This is a genomic window from Candidatus Marimicrobium litorale (assembly GCF_026262645.1).
GTDB classification, from domain to species: domain Bacteria; phylum Pseudomonadota; class Gammaproteobacteria; order Pseudomonadales; family Halieaceae; genus Marimicrobium; species Marimicrobium litorale.
The window spans coordinates 1,182,974-1,199,126 of the sequence record NZ_SHNO01000001.1 but is presented as its reverse complement, the minus strand read 5'-3'; the positions used below and the strand labels follow the sequence as shown (position 1 = coordinate 1,199,126).

At 54.5% G+C, this 16,153-nt stretch carries 14 protein-coding genes; 8 read left to right on the top strand and 6 right to left on the bottom strand.

All coding sequences use genetic code 11. The features are described 5' to 3' along the window. Positions 1–42: 42 nt before the first annotated feature. The 4 genes from EYC82_RS05455 to EYC82_RS05440 form a co-directional block, all read right to left on the bottom strand. A complete protein-coding gene (locus EYC82_RS05455; protein WP_279248535.1) occupies positions 43–1,218 on the bottom strand; it encodes a lipid-transfer protein in 1,176 nt (391 codons plus the stop codon). Between the two features lie 2 nt (positions 1,219–1,220). Continuing rightward, on the bottom strand, positions 1,221–1,646 hold the full coding sequence (locus EYC82_RS05450) for a hotdog family protein (RefSeq protein WP_279248534.1): 426 nt from the start codon (positions 1,644–1,646) through the stop codon (positions 1,221–1,223). A 13-nt stretch (positions 1,647–1,659) separates the two neighbouring features. After that, positions 1,660–2,616 carry a bifunctional MaoC family dehydratase N-terminal/OB-fold nucleic acid binding domain-containing protein gene (locus tag EYC82_RS05445; protein WP_279248533.1) on the bottom strand — a complete coding sequence of 319 codons (957 nt, stop codon included), beginning with the start codon at positions 2,614–2,616 and terminating at the stop codon, positions 1,660–1,662. Positions 2,617–2,762: 146 nt separating this feature from the next. Next, entirely contained in the window at positions 2,763–3,935 is a 1,173-nt protein-coding gene (locus tag EYC82_RS05440; protein WP_279248532.1) for an acyl-CoA dehydrogenase family protein, read from the bottom strand. Between the two features lie 41 nt (positions 3,936–3,976). Between EYC82_RS05440 and EYC82_RS05435 the strand changes: the two genes are divergently transcribed. The 7 genes from EYC82_RS05435 to EYC82_RS05405 all read left to right on the top strand — a co-directional run bounded on the left by EYC82_RS05435 (position 3,977) and on the right by EYC82_RS05405 (position 13,616). Further along, complete coding sequence (locus tag EYC82_RS05435; protein ID WP_279248531.1) at positions 3,977–4,711, top strand: TetR/AcrR family transcriptional regulator; 735 nt, start codon at positions 3,977–3,979, stop codon at positions 4,709–4,711. Positions 4,712–4,721: 10 nt separating this feature from the next. Continuing rightward, positions 4,722–5,873 carry an acyl-CoA dehydrogenase family protein gene (locus tag EYC82_RS05430; protein WP_279248530.1) on the top strand — a complete coding sequence of 384 codons (1,152 nt, stop codon included), beginning with the start codon at positions 4,722–4,724 and terminating at the stop codon, positions 5,871–5,873. A gap of 272 nt (positions 5,874–6,145) precedes the next feature. After that, positions 6,146–7,072, top strand: a complete 927-nt coding sequence (locus tag EYC82_RS05425; RefSeq protein WP_279248529.1) for an NAD-dependent epimerase/dehydratase family protein — start codon at positions 6,146–6,148, stop codon at positions 7,070–7,072. Positions 7,073–7,121: 49 nt separating this feature from the next. Next, complete coding sequence (locus tag EYC82_RS05420) at positions 7,122–8,027, top strand: fatty acid desaturase family protein (RefSeq protein ID WP_279248528.1); 906 nt, start codon at positions 7,122–7,124, stop codon at positions 8,025–8,027. 205 nt (positions 8,028–8,232) lie between these two features. Then, positions 8,233–9,303, top strand: a complete 1,071-nt coding sequence (locus tag EYC82_RS05415; RefSeq protein ID WP_279248527.1) for a WD40/YVTN/BNR-like repeat-containing protein — start codon at positions 8,233–8,235, stop codon at positions 9,301–9,303. A 20-nt stretch (positions 9,304–9,323) separates the two neighbouring features. Continuing rightward, positions 9,324–11,720 carry an efflux RND transporter permease subunit gene (locus tag EYC82_RS05410; protein ID WP_279248526.1) on the top strand — a complete coding sequence of 799 codons (2,397 nt, stop codon included), beginning with the start codon at positions 9,324–9,326 and terminating at the stop codon, positions 11,718–11,720. Between the two features lie 171 nt (positions 11,721–11,891). Further along, the gene (locus EYC82_RS05405) at positions 11,892–13,616 is read left to right on the top strand and encodes a DUF1302 domain-containing protein (protein WP_279248525.1); all 1,725 of its coding nucleotides are present in this window, start codon (positions 11,892–11,894) and stop codon (positions 13,614–13,616) included. An 8-nt stretch (positions 13,617–13,624) separates the two neighbouring features. Here EYC82_RS05405 and EYC82_RS05400 read toward each other — a convergent pair whose 3' ends face one another. Then, on the bottom strand, positions 13,625–14,128 hold the full coding sequence (locus tag EYC82_RS05400) for an SRPBCC family protein (protein ID WP_279248524.1): 504 nt from the start codon (positions 14,126–14,128) through the stop codon (positions 13,625–13,627). Between the two features lie 73 nt (positions 14,129–14,201). Next, positions 14,202–14,774: a lysophospholipid acyltransferase family protein gene (locus EYC82_RS05395; RefSeq protein ID WP_279248523.1), complete on the bottom strand. Its 573-nt coding sequence runs from the start codon at positions 14,772–14,774 to the stop codon at positions 14,202–14,204. Positions 14,775–14,911: 137 nt separating this feature from the next. On the opposite strand from EYC82_RS05395, the gene EYC82_RS05390 reads away from it, so the two are divergent. Then, positions 14,912–15,736, top strand: a complete 825-nt coding sequence (locus EYC82_RS05390; protein WP_279248522.1) for an SDR family oxidoreductase — start codon at positions 14,912–14,914, stop codon at positions 15,734–15,736. Positions 15,737–16,153 lie beyond the last annotated feature (417 nt).

Here is a 16,153-nt window from a genome sequence, read left to right as displayed (position 1 = left end):
CGGGTCGTGGCCAGATTTATCATTAGTTTTTCCGCGCAACCTTTAGTTCATTTTGCCCAGAATGGCTCCACCGGTCGGTATGCCGACACCAGACGTGACCAGAGCGTGATTAACGTCTTTGTCAGGCTGGTTCAGGGAAGTGCCTCGTACCAGCCTTGTTGCCTCGACAATGCCGTTGACGCCGTGGATGTACGCTTCGCTCAACTGACCTCCATGCGTGTTGCAGGGCAGGCGCCCATCCGGACGCATTGCACCATCGAGAACGAAATCGCCGGATTCGCCATGACCGCAAAAATTCCATGCCTCCATCTGCCAGAGCACGATAGGTGAGAATGCGTCATAAATTACCGCTGCATCGATATCATCCGGGGTCAAATCACTCATTTCATAACAGTTGCGAGCCGCCGTTTCCATCTCTGGGATACCTGCGAATTCTTCGCGATAAAACGACGTCATTTGTTCCTGGTCCGGAGCTGCCGCTTGGGAAACGCCGCGCACGCTGACTCCGGGATGTTTGAGGTCTCTGGCGCGCTCAGGCGTTGTGACAATAACGCAAGAGGCTCCATCACTTTCTTGGCAGCAATCAAAGAGCTGCAGGGGGTCTGCAATCATGCGCGCGTTGTCGTATTCTTCCCGGTCGAAGTGACGATCATAAAAAAATGCGTTCGGATTCTTGACTGCGTACTCGCGGGTTGCATGAGCTACTTCGAACAGAGCATCTCTTGTCACACCCGTATTGTGCATCCAGCGCTGCGTGAACATGGCAACCCAGCTAGCAGGCGTCAGCAGGCCATAGGGCATATACCAGCCCCAGTGAATTGCATCTGCAGTTGTGATCGCTCCTGATACGCCATCAGAAAATCGGTGCCCCGAACGGCCGTTCAGCGCCCTGAACACAGCAACACATTCAGCCATGCCGGTAGAGACTGCCATTACAGCCTGATGCAGGCTGCCGGTCGCTGCGCCCCCGCCGTAGTGAGAGCGTCCCCAAAAAGTCAGTTCACCACAGCCCACCGCACGGGCGACCTCGATCTCATCGTTGCTGTCCATTGTGAACGTTGCCATACCGTCGATATCTTCGGGCTTGAGGCCCGCGTCATCGATCGCGCCCTTTACCGCCTGCGCTGCCAGGGAAAGCTCGGATACGCCAGAGTTCTTGCTGAACTTGGTGTTGTACGCTCCGACGATAACCGTCTTGTCTTTGATATTTGCAACCACGGCTATGCCTCCTTTGGCAGAGTGAGTTGAACAGTGCCCTGCATGTGCATGCCCCAGATATTATTTTCTCCGAGGATGTTAATGTCGACGGTGTCACCATTGACAGCGGTAATCTCTCCGGTCATAGCCATTACCATCCCGGGAATATTGGGCGCGCCGAGTTTCAGGTCGATAGAGTTCACTTTGGCCTCTGGTCCAGACCAATCGGTCGCAAAGCGCGTCATCAGCCCCTGGCTGGTCAGAATGTTCATGAAGACGTCCGGGAGGCCCACGGCCTGCGCTTCAGCCTTACTGTGGTGGACGGGTTCGAAATCACGTGTCGCTAGTGCGCCGCAGACGACAAGGCCCGTTGAGATATCGATATCGGTCGACTGTAGTTTATCTCCGACGGAAACGTCGGCTGCAGTGAGTGTTTTGTATTCGCTCATTGTTCTTGTTCCTCTAGACCGGGTAAAACTGCGGCAGCACGGTTTTTTCGTCTACCTGTTCGACCTTGCCTTTGACTTTCATGCCTATATGAAGGTGCTCATACTCACAGCCAACAATGTTAGCGACGAAATGTGTGCCTTCGCCAAGCTTGATAACCGCGCAGATTGGATCTTTGGGATAGCCCGGAATCACCGGATGACGCAAACAGGTGTAGGACATGATTTCGCCATCGAGTGTCGATTCAATAGAATCCCATTCCATGGACTGGCATTCTCCGCACATGGGCCGTGGCGGATGACGCAATGTTTGGCAGTTCTTGCAGCGCTGAATCAGCACCTTGCCCTCGTCACAGGCATCCCACCACCACTTGTTGTCGTGCCCGCGGGGTGAAGGTATGCGTGTGGGTACTGCAAGCGCGCTGTCATCACTCACTGCAGCTGGTTGCTCCTGGGGAACAAACTTCAATACCTTGAAGCGCTGTGTTCCCACCACGTCATCGTGCTGGTCGGTGAAGGTGGACAGCGTTTCGAAAAAGTAACCGGTGCCGCGAGCGGTTGTTTTGCGCTCGGAAATATTGTCGATGATCATGTGTACGGAGATGTTGTCACCAATACCGCTTTCTTTCATGTACTGCTGCTTTACGTTTGTACCGAGGACGCCGGTAAAGCCGTGCCGATTGAAAGTCTCTACCAAGGTAGACATCGCGTTGGGTGCGCGTCCCTTGGTGACCTGAAAACCTTCCTGGCCCCAGACGTACATCATGGCCGGAGGAGCGATGGTGTGGCCGCGGGCGCTATTTGCGGCCCAGTCGGCATCGAGATAGGCGGGATTGGTTTCGCCGAGGATCTCTGACCATTGCCGGATCATGGTCTCGTTTATATTATCGGGAGCAGGCGTGGTGGGGTATACAATCTGCCCCACGAAAGCATAGATCTCGTCTTCGAACGCTTTTTGTTCTTGTTCATTCATCGAAAGGTAGTCCTCGTTAAAGTGCAAGCGGCAGGTTCACCTGCCCCATCTTTCAGGGCTAATGTGACTGAAAGAGGGGTATGGGCGCAAGCTCAATCTGGTTATGCGATGTAGCGATTGCGCTTCCCCTCGATGCGGGCTACATCCTATCTGTGCGAAGGCATTCCCAGGCCGTGCGTGGCAACCAGTCCGCGCAATACTTCGACTACGCCGCCGCCAAAGGTGTTGATGGTGGCGCGCCTGTACTCGTGCTCCAAATTACCGTGTATGACATTGCCGTCACTGCCGGCCGCGATCAAAGAATGAGGGCCAACGACGTCCATCAGCAATCGACATATCTCAATCATTATTTCCGTCGAGTACACTTTGATGGCAGATGGAAAAACCGGGTTCATTTCCTGCTGGTCCAATTGCCACGCCATGCGCGCATTCATCACCCGCATTGCCTCCAGGTGAGCGTAAACTTCTGCAATGTTGCGTTGGGCGCTCGCATCATCAATCACGCGCTTGCCGTCTGCTGTTTGTGTTGAGCGTGCCCAGGCCAGTGCGTCCCGGAACAGCTTCCAGCCCTGAATGCCCCAGGCAGCCAGTCCTACCCGTTCGTGGTTAAGTTGCTCGGTAATCAGTCGCCAACCGCCGTTTTCCTCCCCGACAATCATGTCAAGCGGCACTTTCACGTTGTCATAATATGTGACGTTGGTGTGCACACCGCCAAGCGTTTCAATAGACCCACGAGAAAATCCTGGATCCTCGGTGGAGGCGACCAATATGGAGATACCTTTGTGTTTCTTGACATCTGGGTCAGTGCGTACAGCGAGGAAGACAAAGTCGGCGCCCTCCGCCCCGCTGGTAAAAATTTTGCTGCCGTTGACCAGGTAGTGGTCTCCATCCTTTACCGCAGAGGTGCTCAGTGCCGCGAGATCAGTGCCGGCAGAGGGCTCTGTGTAGCCGATAGAAAAATGCATCTCGCCGGCGGCAATGCCTGGCAGAAATCGTTTTTTCTGCGCTTCCGTACCCTGACTTATAATGGCAGGGCCCACCGTGTTCAGCGTGACGAAAGGGGTGGGCGCGCCCGCCAGTAATGCCTCTTCATAGCGGATGAGTTGCTCGCTTTCAGTCAAGCCGCGACCACCGTATTCTTCAGGCCAGCCGATGGCCAGCATACCGTCCTCGCCCTGCTTTCGGATGAGCGTTTTGTACAAGTCGCCACTTTCCGCGTTGCGCAACTCCTCGCGGTATTCAGGCTTGATCAGGTTGGTGAAATAATCCCGAAATTCCTTGCGCAATTCTCGCTGGTGCTCTGTGTAGTCAACGAACATGTCAGTACCCCTCAGAAACTATAGGTCATATAATATTGATTTTGAATTCAAATTCAACTATTTTATTGAATATGTCGACGGTAAATACCAAGCAACAGAAAAACCCGGGTGCTCGCAGTGCCCGCGGGGAGCGCGCGCGAGCGGGTTTGAAAGCGGCGGCATTGCGTGTGCTGGAGCGCGACGGCTACCACAAAATGCGTATTGCCGACGTGACGACGGAGGCGGGCGTGGCCCAGGGGCTTTTCTATCACTACTTTAGCGACCTGAAATCGCTCACCCGGGAAGTGCTCACTGATTTCGCCATGGCGAGCAGCGACCCGGGCGCAGTGGAAAAAAATGTGCCCAAGGGTGACTGGTATGCGCGTATCTTCGCACACAATTTGGTCATCGTTCGCAGCTACGCGAAGCGACCCGGGATATTGCGCTGCTTGTTGCAGTTGGGTGACGAGGATCCAGAATTTTCAAGCTTGTTGCGCGAAAACTACCGCAACCAATTGATGTGGCTTGTTGACCTGATGCCGGGCCTGTTCCCTGACGTTCAATTTCGGCCGCATCAGGCGCTCTTCACCGTGTATTCCCTCGCGGGCATCGGCGAAGGTCTGCTCCGCGAATATTTTATAAATGAGAGCAACACCCTGCGCGCAGCCGACCTGTCCGCAGAGCAGTTTGCAGAGTTACTCAGCATCATGTTTTACCGGGCGTTGTTTCTTGAAAATCCTGATCAACAACAGCTCAATTACACACGCAACCTGACGCCGATGGTCAGGACTCACTGAGGCAAAGAACATGGATTTCAATTTCAGCGAAGACCAAAACGCAATCCGGGAACTCGCTTTCCAGATTTTCACCGATCGTGCAACGGATGAGTTTCTGCTCGACTTTTCGCGCTCCGGCAAGACCTACGACGAGAGTCTCTGGCAGACCCTTGCCGACCAGGGATTACTGGGTATAGCCGTACCCGAGAGCTGCGGTGGCAGTGGCCTTGGACTAGTGGAGTTGTGCCTGATCCTCGAGGAACAGGGGCGACGTGTTGCACCGACCCCGGTCTACGCGTCGCTGGTTTTGGGCGGGCTGCCGATTGCGGAGTTTGGCACTGAAGAGCAGCAGTCCCGTTATTTGGGTGAGCTCGCGAAGGGGGCATGCAAGCTCAGCGCGGCCATTGCCGAGGTCGGCATGAATGCGGCGGTGGCCACGCAGGTCAGGGCGTCGCGGCAGGGCGAACAGTGGGTATTGACCGGCGAGCGCTCCGCCGTGCCCGATGGTGCTGTTGCGGACTATATACTCGTGCCTGCGCAGTGTGAGGAGGGCGAGACAACGATGTTTATTGTCGACACTGCGTTGCCGGGCGTTACCGTCAAGGGAGTTGATATCGGACTGTCCGGCGAGCGCGCGGCGAATCTGGCGCTGGCAAGCGTGGAGCTGAGTGCAGAGGCCGCTCTGGGCGCACCCGGACAGGGCGAGGAGATTCTGGAATGGCTACTGCAGCACGCCAATGTTGGCCATTGTGCCCTGCAGGTAGGCGTTACCGAGGAAGCGATGCGCAGAACAGCGGAGTATGTTAGCGAACGCAAGCAATTCGGCATACCCCTGGGTACTTTTCAGGCACTGGCCATGCGAATGGCAGACAGTTATATCGACGTAGAGGGTATTCGCTCCACTTATTGGCTTGCCATGTGGCGCTTGAGTGAGGGCGTCGATGCCCGGGCCGAAGTCCGTATTGCCAAGTGGTGGGCTTGTGACGCGGCTCACCGCGTTGTCTCCACCGCTCAGCATTTGCACGGCGGCATGGGTGCGGATGTGGAGTACCCCATTCATCGGTTTTTCCTGATGGCGAAGCTGATCAGCTTTTCATTGGGTAATGCTACGCAGCAACTGGAGCAACTCGGTCAGTTATTGGCGGAGGACGACGGTCTGGGGTATCGGGCCCTCGAGGTCTAGCCTGGCTTGGCCAACAGTGCTGTCGCAGACTTCCATTGGTTGCACGTGAGTGCTTAAGCATTGAGGCGTGACGTTGTTGCTGGAGAGGGGGGCGTCGTGCTTGTGGGCGAACCGCCTCAAGCTGGCGCCTGACTGTTAAGAAATCAGCGACAGGGCCCTGCGATGGCGAGGGTTCAGCGGACAACGTTTAGTGCTTGCGGTTGTGTTCACCCGGTGTTGACGCAAAGGCGGTCGACAGCTCTGGGCTAATGGTTCTATTGAGGAGTGCGATAATGACAGTAAGTCCAGTGGATTTATCCGGTAAAAAAATCCTGGTGACAGGCCCGACCGGTCAAGTGGCATTGCCGTTAGTGGAGCAAGTTTCATCGATTGCTGATGTTTACGCACTGGCCCGGTTCCGGCAGCCGGAGCAGCGCGAGCAGATCGAGCGTCTTGGCGCGACCGCTTTGCAGGCTGATCTGGCAGACTCAACGAGTTTGACCGGCCTGCCCGATGACTTCGACTATGTAATGAACTTTGCTGTGGTAAAAAGCGGTGATTTTGAATACGACCTCGCAGCAAACGCAGAGGGGCTTGGGCACCTGATGGTGCATTGCCGTAAGGTGAAAGCTTTTCTGCATTTCTCGTCGACAGCGGTTTACGAATATGTCGGCCATGAACCGCGGCGCGAGAACGCGCCCCTGGGAGACAATCACCGTGTCATGTTTCCGACCTACAGTATTTCAAAAATCGCGGCGGAGACAGTTTGCCGGTTTGTCGCGAGAGAACATGGCATTCCAACAACCATAGCGAGGCTCAGCGTTCCCTATGGAGATAACGGCGGCTGGATGTACTATCACATGCTGATGATGCAGCAGGGCATAGCGATTGATCTGCACCCGGACAAGCCTAATTACTATAATCCGCTGCATGCGGATGACTATATTGAGAAAATACCCTACTTGCTGGGCGCGGCCTCCACCGACGTCACTACGGTGAATTTTGGCGGGTCACAGAAAGTCAGTATTGAGGAGTGGTGCGCATATCTCTCGGAACTCACCGGATTCGAGCCAGTTTTCAAAGACAACCCCCAGGCATTTGGAAGCCTGTGTATCGATCTGGAAAAGATGCATTCATTGATTGGGGAGACTTCGGTAGACTGGCGCGACGGCATCCGCAGACAGATGCAAAATCTGGCCCCTGAGCTGCTTAAAGGTTAGCGGATGCGTTGCCGCATCGCTAGAGTGCGGAGCGGAAGAGGAGTACTCGATGAAGGTGAGCGATTATCTGTCTCGGGACGAAGTGGTGTATTTGACGCGTAGGAGTGATTGGCGCGCAGGGGGTATATTGTTGGGGAACTGGCTGTTGATCGCGGCCATTTTTTTTGTTGTCGCGATGTGGCCGAACCCGCTTGTCCTCATACTGGCTGTGATCCTGCTTGCGGGGCGCCAGATGGGGCTCGCCGTGCTGATGCACGATTGCGGGCATGGCACGTTTTTCAACAGCAAGCCCCTGAATGATTCTGTCGGTCAGTGGCTGTGCGCGCTGCCGATTATGAATGATCAGCCTTCCTATGCACGCGGACACCTGGAGCATCACCGCAAGGCTGGCACCCAAGCAGATCCCGATTTGTCCAATTATCAGGCGTATCCGATTTCGCGCGAGAGCTTGAAGCGCAAAGTGACGCGCGATCTGACCGGGCGAACGGGCTACAGGCTGATTGTATTCATGACGGTGCGCCTCATCGATGCCATAAAAGGTGGTGACCTTGCTTTGGCCCGGTCCTACTTTAAGCCCTTCCTTGCACAAGTGCTGCTGTTTTTCGCGCTTAGCGCTTTCGGTATACCGTGGGCATACCTGTTATGGGTCACTGCCTATATGACGTTTTTCATGCTGATCATTCGTGTTCGTCAGGTCGCAGAGCATGCCGCTGTGCCCGATCTTTACAACCCTGACACCCGCCTGAATACCCGGTCCGTAGACGCGCCCTGGTGGCAGCGGTTGACCATGGTGCCCAACGGTGTGAACTATCATCTCGAGCATCATTTTATGGCGAGCGTGCCCTGTTACAGGCTGCGAGCGTTGCGCGAGCTTTTAAAAAGCCGACATGCGCTTGACGGCGTGCCTGCCTTCAGCGGCTACGGTGCGCTGCTCAAACATGTTGTGGCTGCCTGAGCGCGCTTGCCCTGCTGAAATCTGGCTCCTGTGTATTCCTGACCTCATACGAGATGCGGCCGCGCAGACGCTCGATACGGCGTGACCGCTGCATTGCCTAGCCAAGGGCTAACCGTATAAAATAGCGCGTGCGGGCGGTGCCCGGTATACACTTTGCGGATAATCCCGCGGCGCGGGAAATGAGTACATCGGAAGTTAGAATAATATGGCATCAAATATTTTTTTTATGGTCTTCTCCCTGTTTTTAACCGCAAGTGCGAGCGCTGCTGGCTACGATGTGTTGCAACTGCCAGCTGTGCCGAGTGAACTAGCTCCGACATCACTGATATACAGCATCAAGAAGTTTGATGAGCGGCATTTTGCCACGGGTCATCAAGGCCATATTCTTTATTCCGATGATGATGGCGAAACCTGGACTCAGGCGAAAGTACCCGTGCGCAGTAGTATCGTTGATATTGATTTTCCCACTTCGCAACTGGGCTGGGCAGTGGGTCATGAGGGGGTAATCCTGCACTCAATGGACGGGGGCGAGACCTGGGAGCAGCAATTTGACGGATTGCGCTATGGGCAAGAGGGCCTTGAGTTTTACGAGCCGATGGCTGAGGCGGAACCCGATAATGATCTTTACGCTTATCTTGTTGAGGAAATGCAGTTCGCGATTTCTCAGGGGGCTGACAAGCCCCTGTTTGGTGTGCACTTTCACACGGATAAGTTCGGTCATGTCGGAGGCGCCTACGGCATGCTGTTGCGTACGATAGATGGGGGTAAAACGTGGCAGCCGGTGATGCATAATGTTGAGAACGATGGCTTTTACCACATCTTTGACTTTGCCCCTCTGCCGGAGGAGGGTCGCTTTTTTCTGAGTGGCGAAGCCGGACTTTTTATTATTGGCGATATTAATGAAAGGTCCGGGGAGCAGGTCGAGAACATTCCCTTCAACGGCAGCTTTTTTACCGTGATAGATACCGCGGAGGGTAGTCTTGTCCTCGGCGGATTACGCGGAAGGATGTTTCGAACTGAGGACCAGGGCGAGACCTGGTCACCGGTCAAGAAACCGCCGTCCGCTGCGGTAGTCGATTCTACCCGCCTTGCTGATGGGAGGCTGGTAGCCGTTACGATCGGTGGGCAGATATTGATTAGCGAAGACGACGGGCGCAGTTTTCGTGGACTCGCGATAGGAACTGGCGGCCGCATATACGCTGTGGCTGAAGGTTCGCCGGGTTCGCTTCTGGTCGGTGGTCCGAAAGGCATAACTCACCTTAAACTGCCCGAATAATCGACCGCGGAGTCTCATTAATGGCACACGGAAAACAGTCAGATCTGCCGGTCATCGCGAATCTCGCTGACTTTGACTTTCAATCGGGGTCTCTGCTTGAACGGTTGGTGTTCAATAACCGGGGTGCTGTCCTACTTCTGTGCACCATGATTACACTGGTGTTGGGTTTTCAGGCCAGCCAGATTCAGTTGCAGGCTGGCTTTGAAAAAACGCTGCCCAAGGCGCATGAATTCGTTCGCAATTACATGGATAACAAGGGCGAGCTTAAGGGGCTCGGGAATAACCTGCGTATTGTGCTTTCTGTTGAAGAGGGCACCTTGTTTACGCCTGAAAACCTCAGACTGTTCGAAGCGCTGAGCGATGAGATCTTCTTTATCCCTGGAGTGGATCGCAACGGGATGAAATCCCTTTTTACGCCGAATACACGCTGGCGCATGGTGACCGAGGAGGGATTTGAAGGTGGGCCAGTGATTCCGGGCGATTTTGATGCGGATTCACCGGCTTCGATAGGGCAGGTGCGCATCAATATGCTGCGTGCCGGTATTGTTGGAGACCTGGTCGGTAATGATCTTAAATCCGCGACGATAATCGCGCCGCTATTAGATAAAAACCCCGAGACAGGCGAGCGCATCGACTATTCCGAACTGAGTGACAGGCTGGAGGAAATACGGCAGCAATTCGCGGGGGACGACCCGGATAAGACAATACATATAACGGGCTTCGCGAAGTTGGTGGGTGACCTGCTCGATGGTTTGCTGGCAGTGATAGGGTTTTTCGCCATCGCGGTAATGATTGCTACGTTGTTGCTCTTTCTTTACACACGGTGCATTCGTTCCACGGTCATGGTGATTTTTATCACATTGATCGCGGTAACCTGGCAGTTGGGTATTCTTTCGACTCTAGGCTTTGAGCTGGACCCGTTTTCGATCCTCGTACCTTTTCTCGTGTTCGCCATTGGCGTGAGCCACGGCGCACAAAAACTTAATGGAGTGCTGCAGGATATAGGCCGAGGGACACATCGCTATATCGCAGCGCGTTACACCTTCCGTCGTCTATTTCTCGCGGGGCTGACAGCCCTGTTGTCTGATGGTGTGGGTTTTGCGGTTCTCATGCTGATCCTGATCCCTGTGATCCAGGATTTGGCAATCACCGCGAGTATTGGGGTGGTAGTACTTATATTCACCAATCTGATTCTGATTCCAGTAGCTTTGTCCTACACAGGCGTTGGCAGGCGCTGTGCCGAGCGTGCAAGCAGGCCGCCCAAGGGCCCGGAGGATATGCACGCGCTGTGGCGGTTCCTGTTGTCGTTTACACGCAAGGGGCCCGCGGCTGCTGCCATTTTGATCAGCGTCCTGCTGGCGATCGGTGGCTTCTACGTGTCCAAGGATTTACAGATCGGTGATCTGGATCCAGGGGCGCCTGAACTGCATCCAGATTCGCGCTATAACCGAGATGTCGCCTATACCATCGAAAATTACTCGGTCAGTAATGACGTATTTGCGGTAATCGTTAAAACAGCGCCAGATGAGTGTGTGCTATTCGAGGGCCTGAGCCTGGCCAATGAGTTGGAATGGCGCCTGCTGCAGCTTGACGGGGTCGAGGACGTGAGAGGCCTGAACGTAGCGACCCGCGATATCATGATGGGTATCAACGAAGGTTTCCCCAAATGGACGGCCCTGTTTCGTAATCAGGACACGATCAATTTCGCCGTGACCGAGCTGACTAATCTTGACTACGTTGATCCGGCCTGTTCGGTCTGGCCGATGTTGGTTTATTTGTCGGATCACAAGGCCGCTACCTTGACGGGTGTCGTGGACGCACTGACGGTGTTTAAGGAGGAGTGGCCAACGACAGAGATCGATTTTCTCGGTGCAGCGGGTAGCGCAGGGTTTGAGGCAGCGACCAATATAGTGGTGTCCCGAGCCTGGTGGGAGATGCTTATTTATGTCTACAGTGCGGTTATTTTGCTGTGCTTACTGACCTTCCGGTCTATCCCTGGCGTGGTCTGCGCCGTCCTGCCTTTGATGCTGACCTCCATTCTTTGTGAAGCGCTGATGGTCTGGTTGGGCATCGGTGTCAAGGTGGCGACTCTGCCTGTGATCGCGCTGGGTGTGGGTATCGGTGTGGATTATGCGCTCTATGTCCTGACCGTAATACTGGCCAAGACCAAGGAGGGTAAGGACCTTACCACCGCCTACTACGAAACCCTGAATTTCACCGGCAGGGTGGTGGCACTCATAGGCGTCACCCTGGCAGCAGGCGTGATTACCTGGTCCCTGTCGCCTATCAAGTTCCAGGCCGATATGGGTATATTGCTTACCTTCATGTTTCTGTGGAATATGTTTGGCGCTCTGATTCTGATGCCGGCATTGGCTGTCTTCCTGATAAAACCTGCCAAGGTGGCGGAGGAAGCTTGATACGTTTCTCCCGTGCTTGTGTCAGGATTACATATTGGCGCGATGACCGTTGTGCGGTAGAATCCGCGCGGTTAATCGGGGGCATACCGCAACGAAATACCGCAGGGGTTTCGCACACGTGCGGCGCCCCGATTTGGCTATCGTAGCAAACAAAAATTTGGACGCAGAAACATGAAAAAGCTGATTTCTTTCTCGTTACTGGCGGTTGCCGCCAGTGTCAGTCTGCAGGCACAGGCTTTCAAATTCGATACCTCTGACGATTGGGCAATCCGTTGGGACAACCGCCTGAAGGGTAACCTGATGTACCGCGTAGAGAATCAGGATCCGTCTGTATACGATCCTCAGCGAGCGGTGCCTTCTGCCGCAGCGGCAGTGGCGGATGACAGTACCTATTCAGTGCGCAAGGATAAATTTGTCAGCGAGCGGGTTGATCTATTGTCTGAATTTGATCTTGTCTGGAAAGATGCGCTGGGTTTCCGAGTCAGTGCCGCCGCCTGGTATGACCACGGGTACAGTGGCCATAATAATGGACCAAGAACGGGTCCTACAAAGGGCTTCCCGGCGGCGGATTCCACGTGGGGCTCATTGTCAGTGGGCCCTGGCAAGTGGACAAGTAAAGCGAAGGATCTCCATTACCGCGGTTCGGAACTGTTGGATGCCTTTCTCTTCGCAAACTTCGACGTGGGCGATGTTGCCGCGAATGTGCGCATAGGACGTCACACGCTTTATTGGGGCCAGAGTTTTCTGACCATTGGTGCAATACATGGTTTTGCGGGATCCATGGCGGCGATCGACGTCTCCAAGGGGTTCGGTGCTCCCGGTACAGAGGTCAAGGAGCTCTTTATCCCAAATGAGAAAATTTCGACAGTCTGGCAGTTCACTGACAAGCTTTCGGTCAGCGCATACTATGCCACCGGCTTTGAGCCTCTGCGTTGGCCAGAGGGCGGAACCTACTTCAGCCTGGCGGAAGTCTTAACGGAGAATTCCGAATTTTTTACCGTTTTGCCTGGCGATGAAACGTCATCGCGTGCCGGGTTTATTGCCACTGACTACAAGAGCCGTGATTCTGGCGATTGGGGTATCAATATTCAGTATTACTTCGAGTCGCTGGATCTGGAGACCGCATTCATTTACTTGAACAATACCGACCGCCTGACCAGCGGTCTCTACTCGACTACGGCGGGCGACAATCTAGGCGCAGATGAGTTGGCACTGGCCGCGAATGCCAACGCGGTGCTCATCGGTCGCTATGGCTGGGTGTACAAGGATGATATCGATACATTCGGGGTGTCTTTGTCCAAGCAGATGTGGGACATCAGCTGGGGAGCGGATTTTGTTTACCGCAACAACAATGCGCTCAACCCTGGGCAGGAAGCCTCGCTTACGCAACCTTATGACAGTGCGGACGATGTGAACCCCGGAGATCGTTACCCGGGTCCGACCGGAGATACGGTACACATTATTGTGAATGGTCTTGGTTTTCTCAGTCCCGACTGGGGGATATGGGATGGTGGCCGTTATATTGTAGAGATGACATTTTCGCGTCTACTGCATTATGGACAGTTTGAAGATAAGGCCAATCCGCTGATCAATGAGGATGACTGGAACACGCACATTGGCGCTATCTTTGCGCCGACGTGGTATCAGGTTCGTCCAGGCTGGGATCTTACCACGCCGCTGAGTATCAGCTATGCCATCAAAGGCAAGCAGGCACCCAATTCGGCGGGCGGTAATGAACGCGTGGGCAACGGCAGCGCTGGCTTTGCAATTGATGTGGACCAGACCTGGAGCATGGCGCTGAATTACAACTTTTTCTTTGGCCCACAGAAATTTGGTCCTGCGGCTTATATCAAGGATAGAGACAACGTCTCTTTCACCGTGAAACGAACGTTCTGAGTGTCAGCCTAACGTTGCGCTGCCTTATAGGCTTTGAGGGCGCCGGAGGTGGTAGGTTGCTCTGTTTCGTAATAAAGCTTCATCGACATGGCGACATCCGCAATGGTTGACTGCACAAAGCCCGCCATTTTCGATCCCAGCCACTGACCGAGACGGCCCCAGGGCATGTCGTAACGCATCTGCGCGATGAACAGGGTGGAGTGGGGGCCCTGCGGCGAAAGAGCGTAGCGAAACCAGGCCTCGCGAAACGGAGGAGCCGGTTTTTCCCCCTTGTGGAGCCTAATGAGGAATCCCTCGTCTTCTTGCCATTCCTCAACAGTTTCTTGGATATAGCTTTTCTCGCTTCGATAGACGTAGCGGCTAGCGCCGATACCGGTTCGCTGATCAGTTATGATCTCCGTCTTTACTAGCCCGGGCACATAATGGTGAGCCACTGAAATATCGCTGAGCTTTTCCCAGGCCTCATTCAGCGGGATATCTATGATTGCTTGCGCGGAGACTGTTTCAGTCATGTCGCTGCCTCTACGTGGGTTTGCGCAAGCTTATACCGTACTCGGATCAAACAGAAGCGCCAAGCCGCTGGGTTCATGCCCTATCGTCTTCTTCCTGCAGTCTGATGGGACCGAACTTTTCCGGGAATTTTCCTTGCATGCCATGATAAAAGCCCCTGAAATATGTCATGTCGGCTTCTACATCGCCGCTGGGCAAGAGCGCCGGCCCAAAGCCTCCCTGTCGGCGTTTGAAGTCGAGGAATGAAGGCACAATTGGCACCTTGGCTGCGAGGGCGATCCGGTAAAAGCCCGACTTCCAGTGATCAGACCACTCTCGGGTGCCCTCTGTCGGAACCACCAGTACAAGCTGCTTCTGTTGTTCGAACTGCTCGGCCAGTTGCGAAACAAGATTGTTTTGCTCATGCCGTCTCACCGATATACCCCCCAAGGCGCGCATTACTGCACCGAATGGCGGGCGAAACAACCCATGCTTCGCCATCCATGAAACCCTAATATCGAAGGCTGCGGCAAATAGCAGCATGAGGGGGAAATCCCAGTTAGAGGTGTGCGGTGCCGCGATCAGCACATAGCGGGCATGGTCGGGGCGATCGCCGATAATATCCCAGCCGAAAAGGCCGAGCAGCCAACGCGCGACATGTTTTTTCATCTATTAGCCTTATAGGGAAGGGAACGAGATGGTAACGTGATGAACCGCATGCGGTTTGCCTTGCGGCGCGAGCTTTTGGCGGTTTGCCTGATGCGAGTCAGAGTATAAGAGAATACGAGCTGATTGAGGAGTGATTTATGACCAGACTTGATGGTGGGTGTGTCGTCGTAACGGGGGGTGCCAGTGGTATCGGAGAGGCAACCGTACGAGCTGTCGTTGCCGCGGGAGGCAGCGCAGTGATTGCCGACCTGCAGGATGACCGGGGGCGGGCACTGGCTTCTGAGCTGGGCGCCGCTGCGGTGTTTCACCATACCGATGTGACTCGAGAGGAGGATATTGCCGGTGCAGTGGATTGTGCCGGTGAAACGTTTGGTCCTCTAACGGGGATGGTAAACAACGCCGGTGTTGTCGGAGCGATAGGCTCGATTATGGAGACTAGCGCTGAGGCGTTTGATCACACAATGTCAATATTGTCTCGGGCGGTTTTTCTTGGCACCAAACATGCAGCGAGGGCAATGAAACTTCAGAAGCGCGGCGCTATCGTTTCGCTTGCAAGCACGGCGGGCGTGATGGGCGGTTTAGGGCCCCATGTTTACACTATGGCCAAGCATGGTGTTATAGGTCTTACCAAGAGCGCCGCCTGTGAGCTGTCGAGGTTGGGGATACGCGTTAATGCAGTTGCCCCCGGAGGCACGGTAACGCCTATGACGAGCGCTCTTGGCGACAATAATCCGGAAACCACTGCCGATTTTATAGCCGCAGGCTCACCCCTGGGTTTTGCCTGCATGCCTGAGGATATTGCCAACGGTATACTGTACTTGCTCAGTGACGACGCCCGCTATGTGACCGGACATACTCTGGTCATTGATGCGGGTGAGACCACCGGAGCAGAGCCACCACCGTTCTTCTCTCAAGAAGCCGATATTTTGCTGCATGCTGGCCAGCGTGGCTTGGACGAGTAGTATTCGCTGACGCGAGAGAGCCTCTATGGAGTTTCGCACGGGCAGAATTAATCGGTATCTCTCGCGGATATGCCCCGTGCGAGCCCCGGCCTTTGTGGTTGCATTATCTCTCGGTGAGTCGCTTACAGAGTCAGCCTGATGTGCTGGTAATCAGGGTGCACTCTCCACGCAGCTCTGCTGCTACAGAGGTAATCGGAATCGCCAGGCTGAAGCAAGAGATCTTGTGGCGACTCGAGGGCTCAGGGTAATCCACAGTCAACGAATCGCTTAAAGAATTCCTATGAGCTGGTGTTTCCGTTATGACTTTGCCTGAAAACTACACTGCTAATCGAAAATTCTCAGAAACGTGGGTGAGCACTGCAATTGGGTCAATGTCGAAGTGAGAACCGCCAGTGGGGTCGCACGCTATTCGACGTT

Bases quoted from the DNA above. Each gene is read 5' to 3' on its own strand.
- EYC82_RS05450 (WP_279248534.1), bottom strand. From the start codon at position 1,646: ATGAGCGAATACAAAACACTCACTGCAGCCGACGTTTCCGTCGGAGAT.
- EYC82_RS05445 (WP_279248533.1), bottom strand. From the start codon at position 2,616: ATGAATGAACAAGAACAAAAAGCGTTCGAAGACGAGATCTATGCTTTC.
- EYC82_RS05440 (WP_279248532.1), bottom strand. From the start codon at position 3,935: ATGTTCGTTGACTACACAGAGCACCAGCGAGAATTGCGCAAGGAATTT.
- EYC82_RS05430 (WP_279248530.1), top strand. From the start codon at position 4,722: ATGGATTTCAATTTCAGCGAAGACCAAAACGCAATCCGGGAACTCGCT.
- EYC82_RS05425 (WP_279248529.1), top strand. From the start codon at position 6,146: ATGACAGTAAGTCCAGTGGATTTATCCGGTAAAAAAATCCTGGTGACA.
- EYC82_RS05420 (WP_279248528.1), top strand. From the start codon at position 7,122: ATGAAGGTGAGCGATTATCTGTCTCGGGACGAAGTGGTGTATTTGACG.
- EYC82_RS05415 (WP_279248527.1), top strand. From the start codon at position 8,233: ATGGCATCAAATATTTTTTTTATGGTCTTCTCCCTGTTTTTAACCGCA.
- EYC82_RS05410 (WP_279248526.1), top strand. From the start codon at position 9,324: ATGGCACACGGAAAACAGTCAGATCTGCCGGTCATCGCGAATCTCGCT.
- EYC82_RS05405 (WP_279248525.1), top strand. From the start codon at position 11,892: ATGAAAAAGCTGATTTCTTTCTCGTTACTGGCGGTTGCCGCCAGTGTC.
- EYC82_RS05400 (WP_279248524.1), bottom strand. From the start codon at position 14,128: ATGACTGAAACAGTCTCCGCGCAAGCAATCATAGATATCCCGCTGAAT.
- EYC82_RS05395 (WP_279248523.1), bottom strand. From the start codon at position 14,774: ATGAAAAAACATGTCGCGCGTTGGCTGCTCGGCCTTTTCGGCTGGGAT.
- EYC82_RS05390 (WP_279248522.1), top strand. From the start codon at position 14,912: ATGACCAGACTTGATGGTGGGTGTGTCGTCGTAACGGGGGGTGCCAGT.